Origin of the sequence: Orrella sp. 11846, assembly GCF_048820935.1 — a bacterium.
In the GTDB taxonomy this organism is placed as follows: domain Bacteria; phylum Pseudomonadota; class Gammaproteobacteria; order Burkholderiales; family Burkholderiaceae_B; genus Algicoccus.
In genome coordinates this window covers 35,412-51,839 of sequence record NZ_JBMERD010000006.1, presented here as the reverse complement: position 1 = coordinate 51,839, position 16,428 = coordinate 35,412, and the positions used below count along the sequence as shown (strand labels likewise).

The following is a 16,428-nucleotide window of genomic DNA, read 5'->3' as shown; positions in this document are numbered from 1 at the left end:
ATGGATACGGAATTATATGATTCATTTGATCGGATGCTGACCCAAGTTTGTCCGGCTTCGAGATTGCGTGAAATGGACCAAACTCGTGATGTGCGCGGGTGTTGGTTTGAATTATCTGAGTCTGGCTATCTGGATGTGATGGTGCCGGAGTCTCAGGGCGGTGCCGATCTTGGTTGGGACCATGCTTGGCAAGTGTTGTTTGCTGCAGGGCGCCATGCACTGGGTCTGCCATTTGGACAAACCATGGTGGCACGCACTTTGTTGGCGCATCTACACAAACCATATGACTTAGAGGCGATTTATAGCGTTGGAGCGGCAAATTTCCGAGAGAACCAAGAGACTTTGTACGCACAAGTTGTGGCAGGCGCTTTGGTTGCCGATAAGTTTTTGTTCCAAGAGGGGAAAACGCTTTATTTGACTGAGTTGTCTGACTGTACGCTTGAAGATGTGACCCAGGGCGGTGGTTTTGATGCTTTGGTGCAAGCAAACCGATTTGAAGTAGTGGGTGAGTGTGAGCCGGGATTGCTAGCTCGAATGAATGCTTTAGCGCTATCAGCACAATTGGCCGGTGCAGCCGATCGCGTCTTGGCCATGACTTTGTCCTTTGCGATGGAGCGTCATCAGTTTGGTCGCAGCATCGGCAAATTCCAGGCATTGCAGCAGCAAATTACGGAAATGGCCGAACGGGTGTATGGCATGCGGATGGCCAGCCAACTCGGATGTCAATCGGAGACTGCTATACCTTCCGCAGCACAAGCGGCAATGGCGAAAGCACAGACTAGCCAATGGGCAGCCGCAGTCGCTCGCACAGCACACGCTGTGCATGGTGCCATTGGTGTGACGCGTGAGCATGATCTGCAACTGCTGACACGTTTGTTGTATGCGTGGGCTCGCATCGAAGGCGGTACAGAGTACTGGTCAGGATTGTTGGGTCAGGATCTGCTGGATGGCGATCAGAGTGTACTGGATTACATTCGTGAAACGCTGTTTGATTCACCTAAGCTTGGCCTGACAGCTGCTTAAGCGCATCCAAATCGAGGAGTTTGACTTCACGTTGATTAATGTGAATCAAACCCTCGCGAGCAAATCTGGAGAACAGTCGACTGACTGTCTCCAGCGTTAATCCGAGATAGTTACCGATTTCTTCACGGCTCATGCGCATGACAAAATCAGTCGATGAATAGCCAAGAATGGCGAGTCGTTGTGACAAATTCAGTAAAAATGCAGCCACTCGTGCTTCAGAACGCAAAGAACCCAGTGCCATCAGAACATGATGGGAGCGCGAAATTTCTTTACTCATGATGCGGCGAATCTGATGTTGTAAAGACGGCGCGTAACGGCTGATTTCATCGATATCATCCAGACGAATGACACAGACTTCAGAGTCTTCCATAGCTAGAGCATTGGAGTTGTGTTGACCTTCGAGCATCCCGTCTAGACCGACGACCTCACCAGGTAAATAAAAACCAGTAATTTGACTTTGCCCTGATAAATCAGTGAGCTGTGTTTTTACAGAGCCCAGTCGAACACTGTATAGTGCCTCTAAAGATTCACCTTGTTGATAGAGGGAGTCGCCTTTCTTGAGACGAACACGTTCCTTGACCAATTGATCAATCTGAGTCATCTCGCGTTCAGGTAACCCTGCGGGCAAGCAAACTTGCGCCATCATGCATGTGGAACACTGGGGAGAATCGGGTTTCATGCGGATGCGTTTGGCAATCATATGCGACACAGTTTAACCGCATGATGGTTGCTTTAGAGCAAAAGAGCGTGTGGATTTAGGTTTTATTTGACAGAAGATTGGGTTTCTGGTTCTGAAAATGATCTCGGAAGTCAAGATTTAAGACTGTCAAAATCAAGTTATTCAAATAATAATTGATAAAAATCAAGAGAATTGTTTGATATGTTGCTCAGTTAATCTTATTTACCTTGAAATTCCAAGAAATGCCCCAAACTATCAAAATATTGAAATTAAACTATTTTGATTCTCCTGTTTAATAGGACGACTTATGCGATTTGACAAACTAACAACGAAGTTTCAACAGGCGCTGGCCGATGCGCAAAGTCTGGCCGCGCAACAAGATAATCAGTATATCGAACCCGTTCATGTGCTTGCCGCATTGTTGACGGAAAAAGACAGTGGTGCCGTCAGTTTACTGTCGCGTGCCGGAGTTTCCGTACAAAACTTGATGCCAGCACTGCAGCAAGCGATCTCCGTATTGCCAAAAGTGCAAGGCACAGATGGACAGATTCAGATCGGCCGTGATTTGCAGGCATTGCTCAATGTAACGGATCGAGAAGCCGCAAAGCGTGGTGATACGTATATTGCGACTGAATTGTTTTTATGGGCACTGGCCGATGATAAAGGCAAAGCCGGTGAGCTGTTGCGTCAAGCGGGCTTAACTCGTGCGGCGCTGGATGTGGCGATTGACGCCGTACGTGGGGGTGAAGCAGTGACAGATCAAGAAGGTGAATCCCACCGGGAAGCGTTAGCGAAATACACCACGGACTTAACCGAACGAGCTCGTGCGGGTAAGCTCGATCCCGTGATTGGCCGTGATGATGAAATCCGTCGATCGATTCAGATTTTACAGCGACGCACTAAAAACAACCCGGTTTTGATTGGTGAACCCGGTGTGGGTAAAACTGCTATTGCCGAAGGTTTGGCTCAGCGCATTGTCAATGGCGAAGTGCCTGAGACCTTGCGTGGCAAAAAGGTTCTGTCGCTTGATTTGGCCAGCTTACTGGCAGGTGCGAAATATCGCGGGGAGTTTGAAGAGCGCTTGAAATCTGTGCTCAAAGAGCTTTCTCAGGATGAAGGACAGAACATTGTGTTCATCGACGAGATCCACACGATGGTGGGTGCCGGAAAAGCTGAAGGTGCGATGGATGCCGGTAATATGTTGAAGCCCGCCTTGGCGCGTGGTGAGTTGCATTGTATTGGCGCAACCACTCTCGATGAGTACCGCAAATATATTGAAAAAGATGCCGCACTTGAGCGCCGTTTCCAAAAGGTTTTGATCGAAGAGCCCGATGTGGAATCCACGATTGCAATCCTACGTGGCTTGCAAGAGCGTTATGAATTGCACCACGGTGTGGATATTACGGACCCTGCCATTGTTGCGGCGGCTGAATTGTCACACCGTTACATTACGGACCGTTTTTTGCCTGATAAAGCCATTGACTTGATTGACGAAGCCGGTGCACGGATTCGCATGGAAATCGACTCCAAACCTGAAGTCATGGATCGATTGGATCGTCGCATTATTCAACTTAAGATTGAGCGTGAAGCGGTTAAGAAAGAAACCGATGAAGCGTCGATGCGACGTTTGCAGATCTTGGAAGAAGAACTCGAGTCGTTGCAGCGTGAGTACAACGATTTTGAGGAAATTTGGAAAGCAGAAAAAGCAGCGGTTCAGGGAACTCAGGCGATCAAGGAAGAAATTGAGCAGATTCGTGCAGAAATGGCTGAGCTGCAACGTCGTGGACAGTATGACAAGTTAGCCGAGCTGCAGTACGGGCGTTTGCCACAGTTAGAAGCGCGCTTGGAAGCGGCTGAAGTTCATGAAGAAGATGAGCAAGCCATGAAGCCGACCTTGCTGCGTACTCAAGTCGGGGCTGAAGAGATTGCCGAAGTGGTTTCTCGTGCAACCGGTATTCCCGTCTCCAAGATGATGCAGGGTGAACGCGATAAGCTGCTTCAGATGGAAAATCATCTGCATGAGCGTGTGGTGGGTCAAGATGAGGCTGTCAGTTTGGTGGCCGATGCCATCCGTCGTTCACGTTCCGGTCTGGCAGATCCTTCACGTCCTTATGGTTCGTTCCTCTTTTTAGGACCTACGGGTGTGGGTAAAACCGAACTGACGCGAGCATTGGCTGATTTTCTGTTTGACTCCGATGAGCAGATGATCCGTATCGACATGAGTGAATTCATGGAGAAGCACTCTGTGGCGCGTTTGATTGGTGCACCTCCAGGCTACGTGGGCTACGAAGAGGGTGGTTATCTGACCGAAGCTGTCCGTCGCAAGCCCTACAGCGTGGTTCTGCTGGATGAGGTTGAAAAAGCACACCCAGACGTGTTTAACGTGCTGTTGCAAGTGCTGGAAGATGGACGTTTGACCGATGGCCAAGGCCGTACCGTGGATTTTAGGAATACGGTGATCGTGATGACCTCGAACTTGGGTTCACAACACATCCAGTCGATGGTGGGTCAGAGCTATGAGGCTGTTAAAGAAGTTGTTTGGGAAGAGCTTAAGACACATTTCCGTCCTGAGTTTTTGAACCGGATTGATGAAGTGGTGGTGTTTCATGCGTTGCTTAGTAAACACATTGAAAAAATCGCTCACATCCAAGTGACTCGTTTGGCTGAACGTCTAGAAGATCAGGAAATGGAGCTGGAGGTTACACCAGAAGCCTTGGCGCAATTGGCCGTGGCTGGATTTGACCCAGTATTTGGTGCCAGACCGCTTAAACGAGCCATTCAGCAGAAGTTAGAGAACCCATTGGCAAAACTCATTCTTCAAGGTGAGTTTGGTCCCAGAGATGTGATCCGGGTTGACAGTCGCGATGATCAGTTCATCTTTGAAAAAGTCTAAAACTGATTGATCGTTTGGTTGAAACAAAAGTGCGCCTGACCGAGTGTGAGGCGCACTTTGTTTTGCGGCAAAGGGGCTTGGGCAGTTATGATGGCAACATTCCTTTGTCTGGTTTTTATTGATAATGCAAACTCCTAAGGTGATCAAAACCGTGCCTGATCCCGACTCTCCTCAAAACCTGAACGTGCGCCATGCGAATCAGCAGGTGATATCCTGCGTCGTCCCTGCGTATAACGAACATGACAATCTGCAGATTTTATTGCCCAAGTTGCAGGCTGCACTGGGTGCCTTAAGTCCGACCTGGGAAGTTGTGGTGGTTGATGATGGCAGTCGAGACAAGACAGTTGAGCTGATGCAAACCTGGTGTCAAATTCCTGGGTTTCGCCTGATTGAACTCAGTCGTAACTTCGGTAAAGAAGCGGCTTTGACAGCCGGATTGCAAGCATCACAGGGTGATGTGGTGATATTGATGGATGCGGATTTGCAGCACTCACCGGATCTTCTGCAGGCGATGCTAGCGCGTTGGGAGCAGGGTGTCGACATGGTGTATGCCGTACGCCAGAACCGTGATGACGAGGGGGTGCGTAAACGCTTGGGCGCCAAAATGTTTTACGCCTTGTTGCACAGCGATAGTCGTGTAACTGTTCCGCCCAATGCCGGTGATTTTCGGTTAATGGACCGAGCCGTCGTAGATGCCTTGATGAAGCTGCCTGAGCGCAATCGTTTCATGAAGGGTTTATATGCTTGGGTAGGGTTTCGTTCTGAGCCGATTGAATACACGCCCGATGCCAGAGCCAGTGGTCAGAGCTCGTTTAATGCGCGCAGTCTGTTGCGTCTGGCGATTGCAGGTTTGACATCATTTACAACGTGGCCGTTACGGATGGTCAGTATCGTCGGATTGGTTGTTTCCCTTGCAGCCTTTCTTTACGGTTTGTTTATTTTTACAAAACACATGTTTTACGATGACCCCGTCCGAGGCTGGCCGACCATTGTCACCATCTTGCTGTTCTTTAGTGGTGTGAACCTCTTGTCCTTGGGTGTGGTCGGTGAGTACATTGCTCGCATTTATGAAGAAGTTAAAAATCGACCTTTATTTGTTGTGCGTTCATCGTTGGGCCGAGTGCGCAGGGCTGGGGTTGAAGGCCCAGAATTTACTAATCACAAAAGTCAGGAAAGCAACGCCGACGAGCACACCAGCCAGTAGCCATTGATAGTTTAGTTCGGTGCTTTCTAATAAAATGGCGTATGCAATTTCGTTAACCGCAAACCCCCCGCCAGATAGCAGAAAGAAGCGTTGCATGGCTTGACGGGCTTGTGTGTTGTGTTGGCGAAAAGTCAGACGATAATGACCCGTGAAAGAGACGAAAAAAGCAACTAACCAACCAATGACGTTTGCTCCCAGAGGTGGCCAGTTCCAAACGCTGACGAGCACCACCACGGTGATCCAGTGGATAAAGGCGGCACTGGTGCCCACAATCACAAACCAGAATAGTTGTCGGATCAGTTGCTTGTGTGGTGAGTGAGCAGTTGAGTTCATGAGAGGTATAGGTGTCTAAACAAAGGGTAAACCACGCGGGTCAACAAACGATTTTGATTTGCGCAGATGATTATGGACTGCATGCAGACGTCGATGCCGCCATTGTAGACCTAGGTGAGCGCGGTCGACTGAGCGTGACCAGTGTGTTGGTCGATGCCGCGATATTGCATCGAGAACGTGTGATGGCGCTTCAGAATAGTCCATTGAGTGCGGGGCTGCATTTTAATTTGACTGAAAAAGTGGGTGACCTGACGCATGAGGATGTACAACCTTTGGGGCGTCTGATCATGCGTAGCTATCTTGGGCAAGTGCCGCATACGTGGTTACAGAAAACCATTGACCGGCAGCTGGATTTGTACGAATCTTTGTTTGATGCACCACCCACCTATGTGGATGGACATCAGCACGTGCATCAGCTTCCAGGGGTGAGACAGTTGTTATTACAAACATTGTTTAAGCGCTACGGCAATCGCAAACCTTGGTTGCGCAGCACATGTGCCGTGTCCGGATTATGGCGTGCAGGTTTGCGAGATGCCTTGAAAGCCAAAGTCATTGAAACATTGGGGGCGCATCAGTTTGTAAAGCAGGCCAAGGCCGTAGGTTTTTTGTGTAATCAGGGCTTTGCAGGTGTGTATGATTTTGTGCGCCCATCTGCACCATTTGAGGTGCTGATGCAAAAATGGTTGGATTGTGCAAAGCAGGGCACGCTTCTGATGACGCATCCTTCTCGTGCACCCATTCAAAACGATCCTGTTGGTATTGCCCGACAACGTGAGTATGAAGTGCTAGGCAGTGCCGCATTTGTAGATTGGTTGGCACAACGTCAGCTCAACCTGTATCAAGGCACAGATGTGCGTGCCGTTATCGATGACTAACCATGTATCCATCCGTACTGATACCTTTGGTTTGGTTGAACTGAGTGTGTTTCAGTCCTCGCCGATGTCTTCATTCCAAAGTTCGGGTCGATTGCGAATGAAATTTTGCATCATCGCAATACAAGCCTCGTCTTGAATAACCTCCACTTCTACACCACGTGATCTGAGCAGATCTTCGTCGCCCATGAAGTTTTTGTTTTCTCCGATGATGACTTTAGGGATGCCGTACAACAAGATGGCTCCAGTGCACATCGGGCAAGGGGAGAGTGTGGTGTAGAGCACTGATGCTTGATAAACAGACGCAGGCTGGCGACCCGCGTTTTCTAGGGCATCCATTTCACCGTGCAAAATTGCACTGCCATTTTGGACACGACGATTGTGACCGCGCCCTAGGATCTGATCTTGATGCACAAGCACTGAGCCAATTGGAATGCCTCCTTCAGTCAGACCTTGTTGGGCTTCATCATATGCAGCTTGTAAAAAGGGATCCATGGTGCGCTCCTGATTCAAAGACAAAAGAGGATGGTTCAATTGACTGTGACACGATTGATCCGAATAGTATAGATATAGCGTGAGTTAGAAAAATCAATGGCGGGTACTTTGATGCGCTTTTGATGTCATTGATTTGCGTGATTCAGTGCGTAAGTTTTGCGTACAGACCTCGAAAAGCGTATCGATGTTTGTATATCTGCTGGTTTCTTGTATGTTGCGATGTAAATTGTTTTTTTCAATAAAAACAATTGATTGAGCGACGCTGAGAAATGATGAGTGTCTGTGATGGGTGGGGTGGCGCCCCCGGCGTGACTCGAACACGCAACCCCCCGCTTAGAAGGCGGGTGCTCTATCCAGTTGAGCTACGGGGACCGCAGCCCAGTATTGTAATGCAATTAAATCGTTTTGTTGCGTGAAACGAACTACGAAAGTTGTAAAGGATGTGCTAGTCTCAATTCTTACGTTGCATTCTTCGGTTTTTTAGACGAGTCAGTCATGAGTCAATTGTTTGAAGTACACCCAGATAATCCGCAATCTCGCTTAATTGCGCAGGCCGTTGAGTTAATCGACAATGGCGGGGTTGTTGCCACCCCGACCGATTCGGGATACGCCTTGGTGGCTAGACTCGATGATCGAAATGCGGCCGATGAATTGCGTCGTTTGCGCGGGCTAGATCATCGCCATCATTTAACTGTGCTCTGTAAGGACCTCTCAGAGATTAGCCATTTTGCCAAAGTCGATAACGTGACTTATCGCTTACTGAAGTCGGCGACACCGGGACCTTGGACATTTATTTTGCAGGCTACCAAAGAAGTCCCCAAACGTGTTTCGCATCCTTCCAGAAAAACTATCGGGATTCGTGTGCCAGAACATCCTGTTTTGCAAGCACTATTGGGACAGTCCAGCACGCCTTTGCTGTCGACGACCTTAATTCCATCCGGTGAAGAAGCGCCTTTAGTCGATCCTGAGGATGTGTACGCACAGTTTGGTAAACAGGTTCAAGGTGTGATTGACGCGGGTAACTGTGCCTGGGAGCCCACCACGGTGATTGATTTGTCCAAAGGAGCGCCAGTGGTTGAGCGGATTGGTCGTGGGGATCCTGCATTGCTTGGTCTTGATTGAATCCACTAAGGTAGAAACGGATGAGTGATTTACTCACAACCATTGCGCTTTATGCGTTACCCGTCATATTGGCTATTACGTTGCATGAAGCAGCGCATGGTTATGTGGCCAGAATGTTTGGTGATATGACTGCAACCAAAGCAGGGCGTGTCACTTTAAACCCATTACCCCATATTGATCTGGTAGGCACCATTGTGGTGCCCCTGAGCATTTTGTTGGCATCACGACTCATGGGTGGACCCCCTTTGTTATTTGGCTGGGCGAAACCTGTGCCTGTGAATTTTGGGAATTTACACAACCCAAAAAAAGACATGCTATGGGTTGCGCTCGCAGGACCCGCGTCGAATCTCGTCATGGCGGTCCTTTGGGCATTGATTTTGCGTCTGGTGTTTGAGAGTGGTTCAGGTCATTCGAGCTATCTTTTTCAGATGGCTGTGGTCGGTGTACAAATCAATCTGGTGCTGATGGCTTTGAATTTATTTCCACTACCGCCGTTAGATGGTGGACGAATTGTGTATAGTTTGTTGCCGCACCAGTTGGCTTGGCAATATGGTCGAATCGAGCCTTATGGCATGATGATTCTGATTGTCTTACTGGTCACGGACAACCTTTGGCCACTTTTGCGACCATTCATGGCTTTAGGGCGCTGGATTGTGGAGTTTTTTCTGTGAGGACGTTTAAGGATGCAACGACGTCCTTGTTCCGTTAAACTACCGTCCAAGCCTATACGCAGACAGTTCCTTGTCTGATGATTAAACTGATTGTTCGAGTTTTCCAACATGAGCACAACCAATACATCCGAGTATCCGCAATTCCGTGGCAGTCTGGTCGCTTTGGTGACACCTATGCACCCAGATGGCAGTCTTGATCTGGACTGCTATAAACGTCTGATTGACTGGCATGTCCAGGAAGGCACAGACGGGTTGGTCGTGGTGGGAACTTCTGGTGAATCACCGACTGTTGATATTGATGAGCACGCTGAGCTTATTCAAATTGCCGTTGAACATGCAGCAGGACGCCTTCCCGTGATTGCAGGCGTCGGTGCAAACTCTACCGCTGAAGCCATTCATTTGGCTCAACATGCCCTGAAAGTCGGTGCGGATGCTGGCTTGTCTGTGGTGCCGTATTACAACAAACCTTCTCAAGAAGGTTTGTATAGACACTTTGTGACCATTCAGGAAGCGGTGGATTTACCGACAGTGCTGTATAACGTGCCTGGCCGTACTGTTGCCGACTTGGGTCTTGAGACCTTGCTGCGCTTGGCAAAAGTGCCAGGCATCATGGGTTTGAAGGAAGCCACAGGTGATATCAGCCGATCGGGTCTGATGTTTAAACAGTTGCCTGCTGATTTTCAGGTGTATAGCGGCGATGATCCAACCGCTGCTGCCCTGATCCTATTGGGAGCGCGTGGGAATATTTCGGTCACTGCAAACATTGCACCGCGTGCAATGCACGACCTGTGCATGGCGGCTGTTAACGGTGATCTTCCTCGCGTGCGTGAGCTCAATACTAAATTAGCCGCACTTAATAAATTGTTGTTTGTTGAGGGTAATCCCATCCCTGTGAAATGGGCTTTGGCGCAAATGGGTCGTATTCCAGGCGGTTTGCGTCTACCCTTATGTGAACTTAGTTCGCAGTTTCATGAACCTTTGCGTGCAGCATTGCAAGAGGCGGGTTTACTGTGAATTGTATTTCAGGTGGCCGAGTGAATCAAATACTTAAAATTACTTCTGTGGTGGGTTTGGCGCTGACAATGGCAGGGTGTCAATCCCTGAAAGACACACTCAGCGGCGACAACGCCATTGATTACAAATCGACCGTTCGGACTGATCCGTTGAGTATTCCGCCGGATCTGACACAAGCGGCCGCTGATCCCAGATATCGTGCACCTTCAACCGGTGTGACTTCATTGTCGCAATACCAGTCGCAACAAGCGAATGCGGATGCAGAAGTACGACAAAATGTTTTGCCAGAATATCCAGGCATCGAAGTCAAACGTGATGGCGATCTGCGTTGGCTGGTGGTCGATGCGTCACCTGATACCTTGTTCCCGAAGGTGCAAGAGTTCTGGTATGACAACGGATTTAACCTAGATGTGAACGATCCTAAAGCCGGTTTGATGGTCACAAACTGGGCTGAAAACCGAGCCAAAATTCCTGAGTCTTGGATTCGTCAGATCATCGGAACAGTTCTGGACAGCGTTTATGACAGTGGTGAGCGTGATAAGTTCCGCACAATCTTTGAGCGCGATGGTCAAAAGACCTTGATCTTTATTAGCCATGAGCACATGGTTGAAGTGCGTGTGGGGATTGAAGCCGATCAGACACGTTGGGAAGTCGGTCGTGAGGATCCTGGTTTGAATGCGGCCATGATCGCACGTTTGATGGTGTATCTCGGTGACAACGAGGAAGAAGCTCGTCGCAAGATGGCCCAAGCGCAAGAACAAAACCTGAAACCCACAGTGATCGATCAGGTCCGCAGTGATGGTTCCATCGTGGTGGAAGAAGGGTTTGATCAAACATGGCGCCGTGTTGGCTTGGCATTGGATTCCGGTAATTTTGCAGTCGAAGATCGTGACCGTTCATCGGGTGACTTCTTCGTACGTTATGTGGATGCTGATACAGGTGTCAAACGTGAAGAGCCTTCAATTTTTGCACGCATGTTTGGCGCGAAAAAACTGGAGCCCGCACAGCTTTATCGCTTGCATCTGAGTGCCGATGGTCCAAACACAGTGATTCGTGTTTACAACGAGCAGGGTGCAGTTGAGACCAGTGCCACAGGTACTCGCATTCTTGAAGTGTTGGCTGAGCGTTTGTAAAACTCTTTAGAAACACCAGTCAGTCAAAAAAACCGCACATTCCTTAAAAAGAAGTGCGGTTTTTTTTAATTGCGCCCAGCGGCATGGGCACATTCCTGCGGGTGCAAGTCCCACCATGAGTTGTACATGGACGCTCCTGTTGTGCCAAGCCTTCAATCGTTGATAGTCGGAAGGGAGAGATTGCAGCCGTACATTCGGACTTTTTGTGTGGCTGAGCGCCACTGTCCCTGATGGCATCTGCTGGTTGACGTCTCTGTCGGGCTAACAACCTCACTGTAAGGCACTTTGATGCCGTAGCCTTAGGTAGGGGCGTCCATACCATTGATCACAGTGAATGAAGAGAAGCGTAACTGCACGAGGGTGACCGAATGTGGAAAGGAAGTGTGGAGCATAAATCGTGAGTAGATGAACAAAAATCGCATAGGAGGCGCTGCTGAGTATGGCGAGTGGGCAAAGTACTACAAATTGCGCTTAATAGAAAACATGCCTTCGTATATTTATTTTATGTTAGCAGCCAGCTCGCCGAACCTGTCAGTAATACGACTAAAGCGGGTGGCATGCGCGCGTAGACTAACAGTGCAAAGGCGGCAAGTGCCAAGCCGAAATCATTTTTGTTGTGAATGGCATTGATCCATACGGGATCATACAAAGCCGATAGCAAAATACCAACCACGCCGGCATTGATGCCTGACATCGCTGACTGAATGTCGGAACGATGGCACAGTGCTTCCCAGAACGGTAGTACAGCGATCAGCACTAACAGGGCTGGCAGGAAAATGACACCTAGGAGTATCAACCCCCCCGTCCATCCGCTCAATGCACCATTGGCTACAGTGCCCAGATATGCGGTAAAAGTGAATAATGGTCCTGGCACTATCTGAGCGATACCGTAACCTGCAAGAAAATTGGTGTTGCTGACAAAACCATCGGGTACGACAGTGGCCTGCAACAACGGTAATACGACGTGGCCGCCGCCAAATACCAAGGCACCAGCACGGTATACCCCGTCTAGTAAAACTATCACAGAGGAATTGGTGCTTAAGGCCATTAAAGCTAAACTAACTAGTAGTGTGAAAAACAATAGTAGCGCTATGCTGCCCAGTTTACGTGAAATAGGGTAGAGGAGGCGTGCTTGACTATTGGGTATTTGGTAAATCTTCAATCGCCACCAGCCGAATAAACCTGCTGTTGCAATGGCGATCACCTGCCCGAGTGTCGACGGTAAAATTAAAGTGAGTAGGGCAGTGAAAATGGCCAAAGCGGCGCGTGTACGATCCGGGCATAAGGTTTTTGCCATACCCCATACAGCTTGTGCCACGATGGCTACGGCGGCTATTTTGAACCCTTGTACCCAGCCTGATTCAGCGAGTTCTTGATATTGAGTAATGCCGTAGGCGAACAGAATCAGTGCGATGGCGGATGGTAGGGTGAATCCAGCCCATGCGACCAACAAACCTGGCCATCCCGCGCGACCCAAACCTAGTGCCATGCCCACTTGACTGCTGGCAGGCCCTGGCAAAAACTGGCACAACGCCACTAGGTCGGAATAATCGCGATCATTCAGCCAGCGGCGGCGCTCTACAAATTCGGTGCGAAAATAGCCCAGATGGGCAATCGGCCCTCCGAAGGAGGTCACGCCGAGTTTGAGGAAAGCGACGAAGACCTCAATTATTGTGCCTCGAGCATTGATTTTACCATTTTTATCTGTTAACTCTGTCATTTATTGATAATTACCTAAGTGCCTTTTATGCTATGTGAGCAACGGATAGAGTAGTCAACTTTGGTAAGAGATTCACAACTTCTGGTTTCCAGCGGGACGATTGTTTCAGATTGACTTGATGAAACATAGAGATTATTGATTCTTTCGGATGAGTGATGGTACTGAAGAAGAAATTATGAGTCAGTTTTCGGATGTGACAAATAAAACTACAAAAGATCATCTTGCTCATTGTGTATCTGAATTTGATGGAAGATTAGTACTGATTATCGTTCTCGATCGGTTTTTAAGATCAGTTTGGAGCGATGCGTTTGTGCCTTCACCCAGAATGTTGCTGCATTGCACCCATTACAGAAGATTTGTCGAATGATCACCTAGAGTGCCTCCCAATCTGCTTATCCATCTCCGTCAAAAAATAGCTGCACAGAAGTCTGCGCAGTTCACGCAGATATAGTGAAGCAAGCTCAGGACGTTCGTGAGATAATTGCAGGCCTAGAGACTTTTTCAAATCGTGCGTGTGTGCCTCATTCAGACTCTGTTTTAGGGATCACGAGTACTGGCGGATGATCGCAGTTTTTGCTTAAGAAAATACAGTGCTTCAAGCGCTTCACGTGGCGTCAAGCTATCGGGGTCTATTTCTTCTAAAGAATCAATCACGGGCTCGTATTGTGCCCATTGTTCGGCTGCAGCCCGAGTATCTTCATCGGCAATAGGCGTCTCCAGATCACTGGTGAATAAGCCAAGTTGTGGACTCGGGGCATCGATGGCCTCAAGACGCTGTAGCTCTCGGGACGCATGGCGCACGACCGCAGGGGGTAAGCCCGCGCGTCTAGCCACTTCAATCCCGTAACTTCGGCTGGCAGGTCCGGGTCGGACTTCATGTAAAAGCACGATACCGCCTCTGGAGTCGGCAACCGCTAAGTGAACGTTGGCACTGCAGGGTTTTTCAGCGGGAAGGCGTGTTAACTCAAAGTAGTGAGTAGCAAATAACGTCAGTGCCCGATTGTGTTCTAACAGTCGGCTGGCAATCGACCAAGCCAGTGCCAGACCGTCATAAGTCGATGTGCCACGTCCAATCTCATCCATGATGACAAGACTACTGTCAGTGCTTGCTGACAAGATAACCGCTGCTTCTGTCATTTCCATCATGAAGGTTGACCGACCACCAGCTAGGTCATCTGCAGCGCCAATTCGAGTAAAGATTCGATCTAGATCACCGATGGTTGCCGATTGGGCTGGCACATAGCTACCAATGCGTGCTAGAACAGCGATTAAGGCGACTTGACGCATATAAGTCGATTTACCACCCATATTGGGTCCAGTGACGACTAAAAGTGAACGTGAGGGCTCGAGCGTACAGTCGTTGGGCGTAAAGCGCTCGATGCTGTGCTCCACAATGGGGTGGCGGCCTGCTTGAATATCAATGACGGGGGTGCTGGCAAGCTTAGGTGCAACCCATTCGCAGGTTCGGGCATGCTGAGCAAAGGCCAGTAACGCATCCATTTGAGCCATGGCTGAGGCGGCTCGCGATAATTCAGGTGCAAATGCTGTCAGTGTTTGCAGAAGTGATTCAAAGAGCCACTTTTCTCGTGACAAAGCGCGTTCTTTGGCCGATAGAATCTTGTCTTCCCAGACTTTGAGTTCGGGCGTGATGTATCGCTCTGCATTTTTAAGAGTTTGTCGACGACGGTAATGTTCAGGGACTTTATCGCTTTGGCCACGAGATACTTCGATATAAAACCCATGGACGCGGTTGTACTCAACTCGTAGGTTTGAAATACCCGTGTTGGTTTTTTCTTGTTGCTCTAGTTTTAGTAAGAACTCGCCCTGATCGACGTTCATTTGACGAAGCTCATCGAGATCGGGATCATAGCCATCGGCAATCACACCCCCATCACGGATTTGAACAGCAGGTTCTTCAGCAATGGCGTGCGTTAAGCAATTGACCAACGCATTGTCGATTTTTAATTCATCAATGAATTGATGTAGTAGTGAGCTACCCACTGGTTCAAACGCTTGGACTTGTGACACAAGAGTGGGCAAAGAGCCTAGGGCATCACGCAAGCTCGCCAGCTCTCGAGGACGCACGCTTTGTAGCGCAATACGCGTGCTGATGCGTTCTAAATCCGGCCACTTTTCTAGGGTTTGTTGCAGATTGTCTAAAGCATCTGAGGGTGCACCTGTAAGCCAGGTCGTCACGGTGTCTTGTCGTTGTTGAACCTGTTGATGATCGCGCAATGGGTGATGAAGCCAGCGTTTTAATAAACGACTGCCCATGGGGGTGGCACAGTGATCCAGTAGACTAAAAAGGGTGGGTGATTCTTGACCCGAAATGGTTTGCGTCAGTTCAAGGTTGCGACGGGTCGGTGGATCCATCAGCACGTATTGTCCGGGACGCTCAACTTGTAGTCGATTAATATGAGACAGACTTTGAGAATGAGTACGTTCAACATAACGTAACAGCGCACCTGCGGCACAAAGTGCCTGTGTCTGATCACTGGCATCCAAGCCGTCTAATGTACTGACCTGGAAATGATTTTTTAATTGCTGCTCGACAGATGTGAATTCAAAATGCCAGGTCGGCACTCGAGCGATGGCACATGTGTCAGTTATGCTCAGAGAGCGGTCTTCGGGAATAATGAGTTCTGCTGGATTGATTCTGGCAAGCGTAGCAGCGACTAGATCAGAGTCGCATTGTGTGATGATGAGTTCACCACTGGCTAGGTTGAGCCAGGCTAGGCCTGTTTGTGTATCCGCTTTGCTGGACTTGGGTTGCCACCAGGCCGCCAAATAACGATCTGATTTGCTGGGTAATAAGGCATCATCAGTGAGTGTGCCAGGCGTAATAATACGGACGATTTTTCGTTCGACAGGCCCTTTGGCGGTTGCCGGATCACCCACTTGTTCGCCAATGGCAATCGATTCACCGCAGTCCAGTAGCTTGGCAAGATACTGCTCTAATGAATGGACAGGCACACCGGCCATCGGAATCGGTTCACCGGCTGAAGTGCCTCTTTGGGTGAGCGTTAAGCCCAGTAGACGAGCGCCCTTGATGGCATCGTCATAAAACAATTCATAAAAATCACCCATCCGAAAAAATAGCATAAATGCGCCAGCCTCTTCTTTTAAGGTCAGAAACTGCTGCATCATCGGGGTGTGGGCGGATAAGTCTTTTTTACTCATAAAAATCAAACATAAATGGATGCTCGTTCATCACTGAACAATGATGAACTGTTGTGTCGTCAGGATATCTCTTTCTCGACTAAATGAAA

14 protein-coding genes and 1 tRNA gene are annotated in these 16,428 nt (G+C 49.0%); 9 read left to right on the top strand and 6 right to left on the bottom strand.

What is annotated here, in order from left to right; translation table 11 throughout:
* Nucleotides 1-1,023, top strand: coding sequence for an acyl-CoA dehydrogenase family protein (locus ACOI06_RS06410; RefSeq protein WP_420661708.1), 1,023 nt, complete (start codon nt 1-3; stop codon nt 1,021-1,023).
* On the opposite strand, the gene ACOI06_RS06405 is transcribed toward ACOI06_RS06410, so the two are convergent.
* Nucleotides 998-1,720: a helix-turn-helix domain-containing protein gene (locus ACOI06_RS06405; RefSeq protein WP_420661849.1), complete on the bottom strand. Its 723-nt coding sequence runs from the start codon at nt 1,718-1,720 to the stop codon at nt 998-1,000. The genes ACOI06_RS06410 and ACOI06_RS06405 overlap by 26 nt on opposite strands.
* Before the next feature lie 289 nt (nt 1,721-2,009).
* Between ACOI06_RS06405 and clpB the strand changes: the two genes are divergently transcribed.
* Together clpB and ACOI06_RS06395 are read left to right on the top strand one after the other, a co-directional pair.
* Nucleotides 2,010-4,595 (top strand): ATP-dependent chaperone ClpB, encoded by a 2,586-nt coding sequence (gene clpB, locus ACOI06_RS06400; RefSeq protein ID WP_420661707.1) that lies wholly within the window; start codon nt 2,010-2,012, stop codon nt 4,593-4,595.
* 124 nt (nt 4,596-4,719) lie between these two features.
* Complete coding sequence (locus ACOI06_RS06395; protein ID WP_420661706.1) at nt 4,720-5,799, top strand: glycosyltransferase family 2 protein; 1,080 nt, start codon at nt 4,720-4,722, stop codon at nt 5,797-5,799.
* On the opposite strand, the gene ACOI06_RS06390 is transcribed toward ACOI06_RS06395, so the two are convergent.
* A complete protein-coding gene (locus ACOI06_RS06390; protein ID WP_420661705.1) occupies nt 5,701-6,132 on the bottom strand; it encodes a GtrA family protein in 432 nt (143 codons plus the stop codon). The genes ACOI06_RS06395 and ACOI06_RS06390 overlap by 99 nt on opposite strands.
* A gap of 11 nt (nt 6,133-6,143) precedes the next feature.
* Between ACOI06_RS06390 and ACOI06_RS06385 the strand changes: the two genes are divergently transcribed.
* Complete coding sequence (locus ACOI06_RS06385; protein WP_420661704.1) at nt 6,144-7,007, top strand: ChbG/HpnK family deacetylase; 864 nt, start codon at nt 6,144-6,146, stop codon at nt 7,005-7,007.
* Between the two features lie 51 nt (nt 7,008-7,058).
* Here the strand turns inward: ACOI06_RS06385 and ACOI06_RS06380 are convergent, their stop codons facing one another.
* Both ACOI06_RS06380 and ACOI06_RS06375 read right to left on the bottom strand, forming a co-directional pair.
* Nucleotides 7,059-7,499, bottom strand: a complete 441-nt coding sequence (locus tag ACOI06_RS06380) for a nucleoside deaminase (protein ID WP_420661703.1) — start codon at nt 7,497-7,499, stop codon at nt 7,059-7,061.
* A gap of 295 nt (nt 7,500-7,794) precedes the next feature.
* Nucleotides 7,795-7,871, bottom strand: a tRNA-Arg gene (locus tag ACOI06_RS06375).
* Nucleotides 7,872-7,994: 123 nt separating this feature from the next.
* Here ACOI06_RS06375 and ACOI06_RS06370 point away from each other — a divergent pair.
* The 4 genes from ACOI06_RS06370 (at nt 7,995) to bamC (ending at nt 11,439) form a co-directional block, all read left to right on the top strand.
* Nucleotides 7,995-8,621, top strand: coding sequence for an L-threonylcarbamoyladenylate synthase (locus ACOI06_RS06370; RefSeq protein WP_420661702.1), 627 nt, complete (start codon nt 7,995-7,997; stop codon nt 8,619-8,621).
* A 20-nt stretch (nt 8,622-8,641) separates the two neighbouring features.
* Nucleotides 8,642-9,292, top strand: coding sequence for a site-2 protease family protein (locus tag ACOI06_RS06365; RefSeq protein WP_420661701.1), 651 nt, complete (start codon nt 8,642-8,644; stop codon nt 9,290-9,292).
* Between the two features lie 108 nt (nt 9,293-9,400).
* On the top strand, nt 9,401-10,306 hold the full coding sequence (dapA, locus tag ACOI06_RS06360; protein WP_420661700.1) for a 4-hydroxy-tetrahydrodipicolinate synthase: 906 nt from the start codon (nt 9,401-9,403) through the stop codon (nt 10,304-10,306).
* Nucleotides 10,307-10,374: 68 nt separating this feature from the next.
* Entirely contained in the window at nt 10,375-11,439 is a 1,065-nt protein-coding gene (bamC, locus tag ACOI06_RS06355; RefSeq protein ID WP_420661848.1) for an outer membrane protein assembly factor BamC, read from the top strand.
* A gap of 502 nt (nt 11,440-11,941) precedes the next feature.
* Here the strand turns inward: bamC and chrA are convergent.
* Complete coding sequence (gene chrA / locus ACOI06_RS06350) at nt 11,942-13,159, bottom strand: chromate efflux transporter (protein ID WP_420661699.1); 1,218 nt, start codon at nt 13,157-13,159, stop codon at nt 11,942-11,944.
* Nucleotides 13,160-13,307: 148 nt separating this feature from the next.
* On the opposite strand from chrA, the gene ACOI06_RS06345 reads away from it, so the two are divergent.
* Nucleotides 13,308-13,526: a hypothetical protein gene (locus ACOI06_RS06345; protein ID WP_420661698.1), complete on the top strand. Its 219-nt coding sequence runs from the start codon at nt 13,308-13,310 to the stop codon at nt 13,524-13,526.
* 170 nt (nt 13,527-13,696) lie between these two features.
* Here the strand turns inward: ACOI06_RS06345 and mutS are convergent, their stop codons facing one another.
* Nucleotides 13,697-16,339: a DNA mismatch repair protein MutS gene (gene mutS, locus ACOI06_RS06340; RefSeq protein WP_420661697.1), complete on the bottom strand. Its 2,643-nt coding sequence runs from the start codon at nt 16,337-16,339 to the stop codon at nt 13,697-13,699.
* Nucleotides 16,340-16,428: the final 89 nt, after the last annotated feature.

Coding starts and splice junctions, on each gene's coding strand:
- ACOI06_RS06410 (WP_420661708.1), top strand. CDS start 1: ATGGATACGGAATTATATGATTCATTTGATCGGATGCTGACCCAAGTT.
- clpB (WP_420661707.1), top strand. CDS start 2,010: ATGCGATTTGACAAACTAACAACGAAGTTTCAACAGGCGCTGGCCGAT.
- ACOI06_RS06395 (WP_420661706.1), top strand. CDS start 4,720: ATGCAAACTCCTAAGGTGATCAAAACCGTGCCTGATCCCGACTCTCCT.
- ACOI06_RS06390 (WP_420661705.1), bottom strand. CDS start 6,132: ATGAACTCAACTGCTCACTCACCACACAAGCAACTGATCCGACAACTA.
- ACOI06_RS06380 (WP_420661703.1), bottom strand. CDS start 7,499: ATGGATCCCTTTTTACAAGCTGCATATGATGAAGCCCAACAAGGTCTG.
- ACOI06_RS06370 (WP_420661702.1), top strand. CDS start 7,995: ATGAGTCAATTGTTTGAAGTACACCCAGATAATCCGCAATCTCGCTTA.
- ACOI06_RS06365 (WP_420661701.1), top strand. CDS start 8,642: ATGAGTGATTTACTCACAACCATTGCGCTTTATGCGTTACCCGTCATA.
- dapA (WP_420661700.1), top strand. CDS start 9,401: ATGAGCACAACCAATACATCCGAGTATCCGCAATTCCGTGGCAGTCTG.
- bamC (WP_420661848.1), top strand. CDS start 10,375: ATGGCAGGGTGTCAATCCCTGAAAGACACACTCAGCGGCGACAACGCC.
- chrA (WP_420661699.1), bottom strand. CDS start 13,159: ATGACAGAGTTAACAGATAAAAATGGTAAAATCAATGCTCGAGGCACA.
- ACOI06_RS06345 (WP_420661698.1), top strand. CDS start 13,308: ATGAGTGATGGTACTGAAGAAGAAATTATGAGTCAGTTTTCGGATGTG.
- mutS (WP_420661697.1), bottom strand. CDS start 16,339: ATGAGTAAAAAAGACTTATCCGCCCACACCCCGATGATGCAGCAGTTT.